The organism is Nocardiopsis trehalosi NBRC 14201 (assembly GCF_001552555.1).
Lineage (GTDB): Bacteria > Actinomycetota > Actinomycetes > Streptosporangiales > Streptosporangiaceae > Nocardiopsis_B > Nocardiopsis_B trehalosi.
Map to the genome: position 1 here is coordinate 37,152 of NZ_BCRK01000029.1, position 7,536 is coordinate 44,687.

A 7,536-nucleotide genomic window follows, 5' to 3' on the forward strand; every position below is an offset into this window, starting at 1 on the left:
CCGCCTCACCCCGCCCGCTCCAGCTCCACCACGACACCCCCGTACGCCGGGACCACCACCCCCGAGCGGGCCGGCCCCGGCGGCACCTCGGCCCGGTCGGTCGCCAGCAGCGTCCGGCCGGGCCGCGGCAGCTCCACCTCGACCGCGTCCCCACCGAAGTTCACCACCACCGCGACCACCTGCCCCGGCGCCTCCCGCAGGTAGGCCAGGCAGTCGTCGCCGCCCTCCTCCAGCGGCACGTAGGCGCCCGACAGCAGGGCCGGGCTGCGCCGCCGCAGCGCCAGCAGCCGCCGGTACAGGTTGAGCACCGAGTCCGGGTCGGCGAGCTGCGCCGCGACGCTGCGCTCCCGGTACTCCGGCGGCACCGGCAGCCACGGCTCGCCGCCGCCCGGCGGCCCGAACCCGCCGCCCGGCTCCGACGTCCACGGCATCGGGGCGCGCGCCTGGTCGCGGCCCAGCGGGTCGCGCCAGCACTCGGGCGGGATCGCCACATCGGGCAGGCCCAGCTCGTCGCCGTAGTACAGGGTGGGGGTGCCGCGCAGCGTCAGCAGCAGCACCGCCGCCACCCGCACGCTCCGCTCGCCGTGCCGGCCGGCCAGCCGCGGCCGGTCGTGGTTGGACAGCACGTGGTTGGGCCACGCCCCCTCCGGCAGCGCCTCCTCCTGCGCCTCGATGCTCAACCGCAGCGCCTTCGGCTCCCACGGCGTCTCCAGGAAGTTGAAGTTGAAGCTCCAGTGCACCCCGTCGAGGTCGCGGCCCAGGAAGCGCACCCACGACTCCCACGGCATCGCCTCCACCTCGCCGATGGCGATGCGCGACCGGCCGGTCCGCGCCCCGTAGTCGTCCAGCAGCGCCCGCATCCGCGCGATGTGGTCGAACAGGTCCGGGTGCATCCGGTCGTGCACGTGCCACTGGGTGTCGTGGTCGGGGTGCTGGCGGTCCGCCCCGTTGGGCGCGGCGTCGTCGCGCGGCGGGTTGTCGGTCAGCGCCGGGTCCTTGGCGATCATGTGCAGGGCGTCGATGCGGAACCCGTCGACCCCCCGGTCCAGCCAGAACCGCAGCACGTCCAGCATCGCCGCGCGCAGCCCCGGGTGGCGCCAGTTCACGTCCGGCTGGGTGCGGTGGTAGGAGTGCAGGTAGTACTGGCCGGTGGCGGCGTCGAACTCCCAGGTCGACCCGCCCTGCTCGCTGGTCCAGTTCGACGGCGGCCCGCCGTCCGGCGCGGGGTCGGCCCACACGTACCAGTCCCGGCGCGGGGCGTCGCGCCGCGCCCGCGCCTCCACGAACCACGGGTGGCGGTCGGAGGTGTGGTTGGGCACGAAGTCCAGGATCACCCGCAGACCGCGCTCGTGGGCGGCCGCGATGAGCGCGTCCGCGTCGGCCAGCGTGCCGAACGCCGGGTCGACGTCGGTGTGGTCGCTGACGTCGTAGCCGAAGTCGACCTGCGGCGACCGGTACAGCGGGCCGATCCACAGCGCGTCCACCCCCAGCGTGTCCGCCAGGTAGTCGAGCCGGCCGATGACCCCCCGCAGGTCGCCCACGCCGTCGCCGTCGCCGTCGGCGAAGCTGCGCGGGTACACCTGGTAGATGACGGCCCGGCGCCACCAGTGGGCGTCGCCGCCGTCCGCCTGAACTCGCACGTCCCCCTCCTCCCCTCGGCCACCGCCGCCCCCCGCGGCGGTGGTCACACGCTGACCGACCCCTTCGCCAGCACCCCGCCGTCGCACACCAGGTGCGACCCGGTGACGTAGGAGGAGTCGGGCCCCAGCAGCCACAGGGCGGCCCGCGCCGGCTCCTCCGGGTCGGCCAGCCGGCCCATCGGCACCTCGGCGCACAGCGTCGCCCGCATGGCGCCGCGCTCGGCCTCGGGTACCGAGGCCCACATCAGCGCGGTCTCGGTGGGCCCCGGGACGATCGCGTTCACCCGGATGCCCGCGGCCGCGTAGTCGACCGCCAGCGCCCGGACCAGCGCCGACACCCCGCCCTTGCTGGCGGCGTAGGCGCCGGTGCCGCCCGCGGCGAACGCCACCGACGCCGCCGGCGAGGAGCACAGCACCAGCGACCCGCCCGCCCCGCTGTCGAGCAGCGCCGCCACCACGCACCGCGCCGCCAGGTAGGCGCCGGTCAGGTTGACCTCCAGCACCCGCCGCCAGTCGGCCACCGGCAGCAGGTGCGCGGGGCCGCCGATGTCGACCCCGGCGGCGGCGACCAGGCCCGTGGGCGGCGCGCCGAAGCGCTCCCGCGCCGCGTCGACCGCCCCCTGCACCGACCCCTCGTCGGTGACGTCGCAGCGCAGCCCGGCCGCGTCGGGCGCACCGGCGGCCACCGCCTCCTCCGCCGCCGCGCGGGCGGCGGCCGCATCGGTGTCGAGGACGGCGACCGGCACCCCGGCGGCCCCCACCAGGCGGACCGCCGCCCGGCCGATCCCCGACGCGCCCCCGGTGACGACGACCATCCGCTGCGCCATGGCGTGCTCCTTTCGCGCCGCGCCCCGCGCGGCCGGGGTCAGGGTGCGAGCAGGGCGGCGGCGTCGCAGTACCGCCCCAGCCGGTCCGGGTCGAGCACCGCGCCCAGGCCCGGACCGGCCGGGACGGCCAGCATGCCGTCGCCGTCCAGGCGCGGCGGGTCGGCGGTGATCGCGTCGATGTAGGGGGCGCCGGTCCGGTACTCCACCAGGTCGGTGCCCGGCAGCGCCGAGGCCAGGTGCAGGTCGGCCAGCAGGCCCACGGCGGTGTTCCACCCGTGCGGGATGAGCCGGACGCCGAACTCCTCGGCCAGCCAGCCCACCCGGCGGCTCTCGCTCAGCCCGCCCACCTTGGTGCAGTCGGGCTGCACGATGTCGAACGCGCCCGCGCGCAGGAACGGCAGGTACGCCTGGCGGCGGGTGAGCACCTCGCCGCCCGCGATCGGCACGGGGGCGCGGCGGCGCAGTTCGGCGAAGTCGTCCAGCGCGTCGGGGCGCAGCGGCTCCTCGAACCAGGCGGCGCCGTGGGCGGCCAGCATGTCGGCGGTGCGCAGCGCCCACTTGAGGTCGCCGCGCCAGAACGCGTCGCTGCCCCCGGCGTCGACGGCCAGCAGCGCGTCGTCGCCGACCGTCTCGCGGGCGGCGCGCACGATCGCCTCGTCGGAGGCGGTGCCGACCCGGCCGAACGGGCCCCAGCCGATCTTGAACGCCCGGAACCCGGCGGCGCGCAGCTCGGCCAGCTCCGCCGCCAGCCGGGCCGGCTCGTCCATGAGGACCGACGCGTAGGGGCGCACCCGCTCGCGGTGGCGGCCACCGAGGAGGCGGCCCACCGGCTGCCCGGCGGCCTGCCCGCACAGGTCCCACAGGGCGATGTCGATGCCGCTGATCGTATGCGTGACGGCGCCCCCGCGGCCCAACCAGAACGTGTTCTGGTGCAGGTGCTCGGCGACCCGCTCGGGTTCGCGGGCGTCCTGCCCCCGGTAGAGGGGTTCGAGCAGGTCCAGCGACGCCCGCACCAGGTCGTCGCGGGTGGAGACGCTGCCCACGCCGACCCGGCCGTCGTCGGTGTGCACCGCCACCAGGGTGTGCACCACGTCCTCGGGGGCGAGCTCCTGGGTCCAGCCGCCCTTAGGGGTGCCCCCGCTCAGCCCTTGCGCCCTGATCTCGCGAATCTTCACGTCTGCTCCTCGCGGGTCGCGCGGTCGCCTCAGGAGCAAACTAAATCGACTATCGATAATCGTCAACGACCGCCTATACTCGCCACCCGCACGATCCGCCGACGGGAGCCCCGATGCCCCTCTCCGACACGCCCCGGTCCACCCGCGCCCACGTGGCCGCCGCCCTGCGCGAGGCCATCCTGGCGGGCGAGCTGCCGCCCGGCGCGCGGCTGCACCAGGACCGGCTCCGCCACGACCACGACGTCAGCGCCGCCCCGGTCCGCGAGGCGCTGCGCCAGCTGGAGACCGAGGGCCTGGTCGTGCACCGCCCCAACCGCGGGGTGTTCGTCGCCGACGTCTCGCCCCGCGAGCTGCGCGACGTGCTGCTGCCGCTCCGCCTGCACCTGGAGCGCTACGCGCTGGACCGCGCCGTCGCGCGCGACCGCGCCGGCCTGTGCGGCCGGCTGGCGCCGCTGGTCGACCGCATGGCGCGCGCCGCCGCGCGCGGCGACCTGCGCGGCGTCACCGAGGCCGACGTCGAGTTCCACCGCACCCTGGTCGCCGCCGCCGACGCCCCGCAGACCGCCCAGCTCTGGGGCAGCATCCAGTGGCGGCTGCGCGTGCAGTTCCACCGCCTCGGCGCGCCCGAGCACCGCCTCGACGCCATCACCGAGGAGCACGCCGTCCTGCTGGAGGCGATCCGCGACGGCGACACCGCGACCCGGCACGCCGCGCTGCGCGCGCACATCGTCGACGCGGCCGAGCGGCTCCTCGGCCCCGACTCCGACACCGTCCCCGCCGCCGGCCCCGTCCCATCCGGCGGCCCCGCCGCCTGACCCCGCGCCCCGCCCTCCGCGCGCATGCCCGCCCCGTCCCCGGGTACCCGCCCCGAGGTGGAGCAGCCGGCAGCCGGATCGGGGCCGCCGCCGCGCGGGGGCGGGCGGCCGCGTAGACTGACCCGAACATCACGGGGACGCCGCACCCGGGCGGCCGCCGCGCGCCACCCGCGCCGGCGCGGCCGCGACCGCGGGACATCCGCCCGCTCCCTCCCGCACCCGAGCCGCACCGCCGCGGTCCGCGGCGTCCCGCACCGCAGCCGAACCACCGGAGGTGGATCGTGTCCATTGATCCCCGAGAAACCCACCGCCAGCCCGCGTCGCAGGGCTCGCGCATCGACCCCTACGTCGGCTCCTACGCCGCACGAGCCCAGGGGATGGTGGCCTCGGAGGTCCGGGCACTGTTCGCCGTCGCGTCGCGCCCCGAGGTGGTGTCCCTGGCGGGGGGGATGCCCAACGTGAGCGCACTGCCGCTGGAGGACATCGGCCAGATCGTGCAGGACGTCGTCGCCCAGCAGGGTGCCACCGCCCTGCAGTACGGGTCCGCCCAGGGCGACCCCGGTCTGCGCGAGCAGATCTGCGAGGTCATGTCGCTGGAGGGCATCGACGCCAGCGCCGACGACGTCATCGTCACCGTCGGCTCCCAGCAGGCCCTCGACCTCGTCACCCGGGTCTTCGTCGACCCCGGCGACGTCGTGCTGTGCGAGGCCCCCACCTACGTCACCGCCATCAACACCTTCGCCGCCTTCCAGGCCGACATCGTGCACGTCGCCATGGACGAGCACGGCGTCGTCCCCGAGGCGCTGGACGAGCACCTCACCCGCCTGGCCGCCGCCGGCCGGAAGGTGAAGTTCTTCTACACGATCCCCAACTTCCAGAACCCCGCGGGCGTCACCCTCACCGCCGAGCGCCGCCGCCGCGTCCTGGAGATCTGCCGGTCCCACGGCCTGCTCGTCCTGGAGGACAACCCCTACGGCCTGCTGCGCTACGAGGGCGAGGCGTGCCGGGCGCTGCGCGCCGACGCCCCGGACAACGTCATCTACCTGGGGTCGTTCTCCAAGACCCTGTCGCCGGGGTTCCGCATCGGGTGGGCGCTCGCGCCCGCGGCCGTCCGCGCCAAACTGGTGCTCGCGGCCGAGTCCGCGATGCTCAGCCACTCCACGTTCAACCAGATGGTGGTGGGGCGGTACCTGTCCACGCACCCGTGGCGGGAGCAGATCAAGGACTTCAACGAGATGTACCGCGAGCGGCGCGACGCGATGCTCGGGGCGCTGGAGGCCCTGATGCCGGCTGGCACCACCTGGACCCGGCCGCAGGGCGGGTTCTTCGTCTGGGTGACCCTGCCCGAGGGGCTCGACGCCAAGGCCATGCTGCCGCGCGCCGTCAGCGAGCGCGTCGCCTACGTCCCCGGCACCGGCTTCTACGCCTCCGACGAGGGGCGCCGGAACATGCGGCTGTCGTTCTGCTATCCCACGCCCGACCAGATCCGCGAGGGCGTCCGCCGCCTCGCGGGCGTGCTGAAGTCCGAGACCGCCCTGCGTGATACGTTCGGCACCACGTCGACCGCACCCTCGGGCGGAAACGACACCCCCTCACCCGACCTCCCCTAGCACAGCGGGGGTGCTGCGCCGTGACACCGGCAGGACAGAAAGAAGGCAGGACCGTGGCCGATCTCGACCGGGTGCTCGTGCTCGCCGGCGGGATGTCCCCCGAACACGAGGTCAGTGTGCGCTCCGGGCGCCGCGTCGCCGAGTCGCTGCGCCGCCTCGGCATCGAGGTGCAGACCGCCGACGTCGACTCCGCGCTGCTGGCGCGGCTGGCCGACGACCCGCCGCAGGTCGTCTTCCCCGTCCTGCACGGCGCCGCCGGTGAGGACGGCTCCGTCCGCGAGATCCTGGAGTTGAGCGGCGTCCCCTACGTGGGGGCGCCGCCCAGCGCCTGCCGGGTGGCGTTCGCCAAGTCCACCGCCAAGGCGCTGGTGGCCGCGCGCGGCGTGTCCGTGCCGCGCGGGGTCACCCTGCCCAAGTCGGCGTTCCACGACCTCGGGGCACCGGCGCTGCTGGAGCGCATCACCGCCGCGCTGGGCTTCCCGCTGTTCGTCAAGCCCGACCAGGGCGGGTCCGCGTTCGGCGCCACCCCGGTCGACTCCGCCGAGGCGCTGTCGGCCGCGCTGGTGGCCTGCTTCGCCTACGGCGACACCGCCGTCATCGAGGAGCGGGTCGTCGGCACCGAGATCGCGGTGGGCGTCCTCGACCTGGGCGACGGCCCGTTCGCGCTGCCGCCGGTCGAGATCGTGCCCGACGGCGGGGTCTACGACTACGCCGCCCGCTACACCGCGGGCCGCACCGAGTTCTTCAGCCCGGCGCGGCTGCCCGAGGCCGCCGTCGACGCGGCCACGGCCACCGCGCTCACCGCCCACCGGGCGCTGGGCCTGCGCGACTTCTCCCGCGCCGACCTCATCGTCGACGGCACCGGCCGGGTCCGGTTCCTGGAGGTCCAGGTGGCCCCCGGCATGACCGAGACCTCCACGTTCCCGCAGGCGGTCGACGCCGCCGGGCTGGACTTCGCGGTGGTCTGCCGCGAACTCGCGCACCGGGCGCTGCTGCGCGGCCCCGGCGTCTGAGCCCCGCTCCGCACGCGACGCGGCCCGGCACCCGATCGGGTGCCGGGCCGCCGCGTGTCCGGGCGGCGCCCGGCTAGGCAGAGTTTTTCTGGATGCTTCCGGCCTGACTGATCCAAAAAGTGTGACCTAGATCGGGACCCGTTCGTCCAGGTCGTCGTCGCCGCGCCCGTCGCGGCCCGCGGCCGCCGGGTCCGCGTCGGGGTCGGCGGGCATCGCCGCGGCGGCGGTCCCCAGCGCCGCGTCCCGGGCGGCGGCGTCGCGGCGGGTCTTGTAGAGGCTGGCGGCCGCGGTGCCGGCCAGGGTGAGCACGATGACCACGAGGGAGAGCACGGTCGGGATCTCCGGGACGTGCAGGCTGGTGGTCTCGTGGATCGCGTGCAGGATGAGCTTGACGCCGATGAACCCCAGGATGAGGGCGAGCCCCGTGCTGAGGTAGACCAGCTTGTCGATCAGCCC

The 7,536-nt window shown here is 75.7% G+C and carries 6 protein-coding genes and 1 pseudogene; 3 read left to right on the forward strand and 4 right to left on the reverse strand.

Annotated features, from left to right (window positions below):
• Window positions 1-5: 5 nt before the first annotated feature.
• The 3 genes from NT8_RS08080 to NT8_RS08090 are packed head-to-tail and all read right to left on the reverse strand — an operon-like array spanning window position 6 to window position 3,642.
• The gene (locus tag NT8_RS08080; RefSeq protein WP_067965895.1) at window positions 6-1,640 is read right to left on the reverse strand and encodes an alpha-amylase family glycosyl hydrolase; all 1,635 of its coding nucleotides are present in this window, start codon (window positions 1,638-1,640) and stop codon (window positions 6-8) included.
• A gap of 44 nt (window positions 1,641-1,684) precedes the next feature.
• A complete protein-coding gene (locus tag NT8_RS08085) occupies window positions 1,685-2,467 on the reverse strand; it encodes an SDR family NAD(P)-dependent oxidoreductase (RefSeq protein WP_067965896.1) in 783 nt (260 codons plus the stop codon).
• Between the two features lie 38 nt (window positions 2,468-2,505).
• On the reverse strand, window positions 2,506-3,642 hold the full coding sequence (locus NT8_RS08090; protein ID WP_067965899.1) for a mandelate racemase/muconate lactonizing enzyme family protein: 1,137 nt from the start codon (window positions 3,640-3,642) through the stop codon (window positions 2,506-2,508).
• Window positions 3,643-3,755: 113 nt separating this feature from the next.
• On the opposite strand from NT8_RS08090, the gene NT8_RS08095 reads away from it, so the two are divergent.
• From NT8_RS08095 to NT8_RS08105, 3 genes are all read left to right on the forward strand, one after another.
• A complete protein-coding gene (locus tag NT8_RS08095; RefSeq protein WP_084468746.1) occupies window positions 3,756-4,457 on the forward strand; it encodes a GntR family transcriptional regulator in 702 nt (233 codons plus the stop codon).
• Window positions 4,458-4,738: 281 nt separating this feature from the next.
• Window positions 4,739-6,067 carry an aminotransferase-like domain-containing protein gene (locus NT8_RS08100; protein ID WP_067965901.1) on the forward strand — a complete coding sequence of 443 codons (1,329 nt, stop codon included), beginning with the start codon at window positions 4,739-4,741 and terminating at the stop codon, window positions 6,065-6,067.
• Window positions 6,068-6,120: 53 nt separating this feature from the next.
• Window positions 6,121-7,080: a D-alanine--D-alanine ligase family protein gene (locus NT8_RS08105; protein ID WP_067965903.1), complete on the forward strand. Its 960-nt coding sequence runs from the start codon at window positions 6,121-6,123 to the stop codon at window positions 7,078-7,080.
• A gap of 126 nt (window positions 7,081-7,206) precedes the next feature.
• On the opposite strand, the pseudogene NT8_RS29810 reads toward NT8_RS08105, so the two are convergent.
• A pseudogene (locus NT8_RS29810) lies at window positions 7,207-7,536 on the reverse strand (TerC family protein); the annotation flags it as partial.

What these genes read in the sequence shown, in the direction of transcription:
- NT8_RS08095 (WP_084468746.1), top strand. Translation starts at nt 3,756, where the DNA reads ATGCCCCTCTCCGACACGCCCCGGTCCACCCGCGCCCACGTGGCCGCC.
- NT8_RS08085 (WP_067965896.1), bottom strand. Translation starts at nt 2,467, where the DNA reads ATGGCGCAGCGGATGGTCGTCGTCACCGGGGGCGCGTCGGGGATCGGC.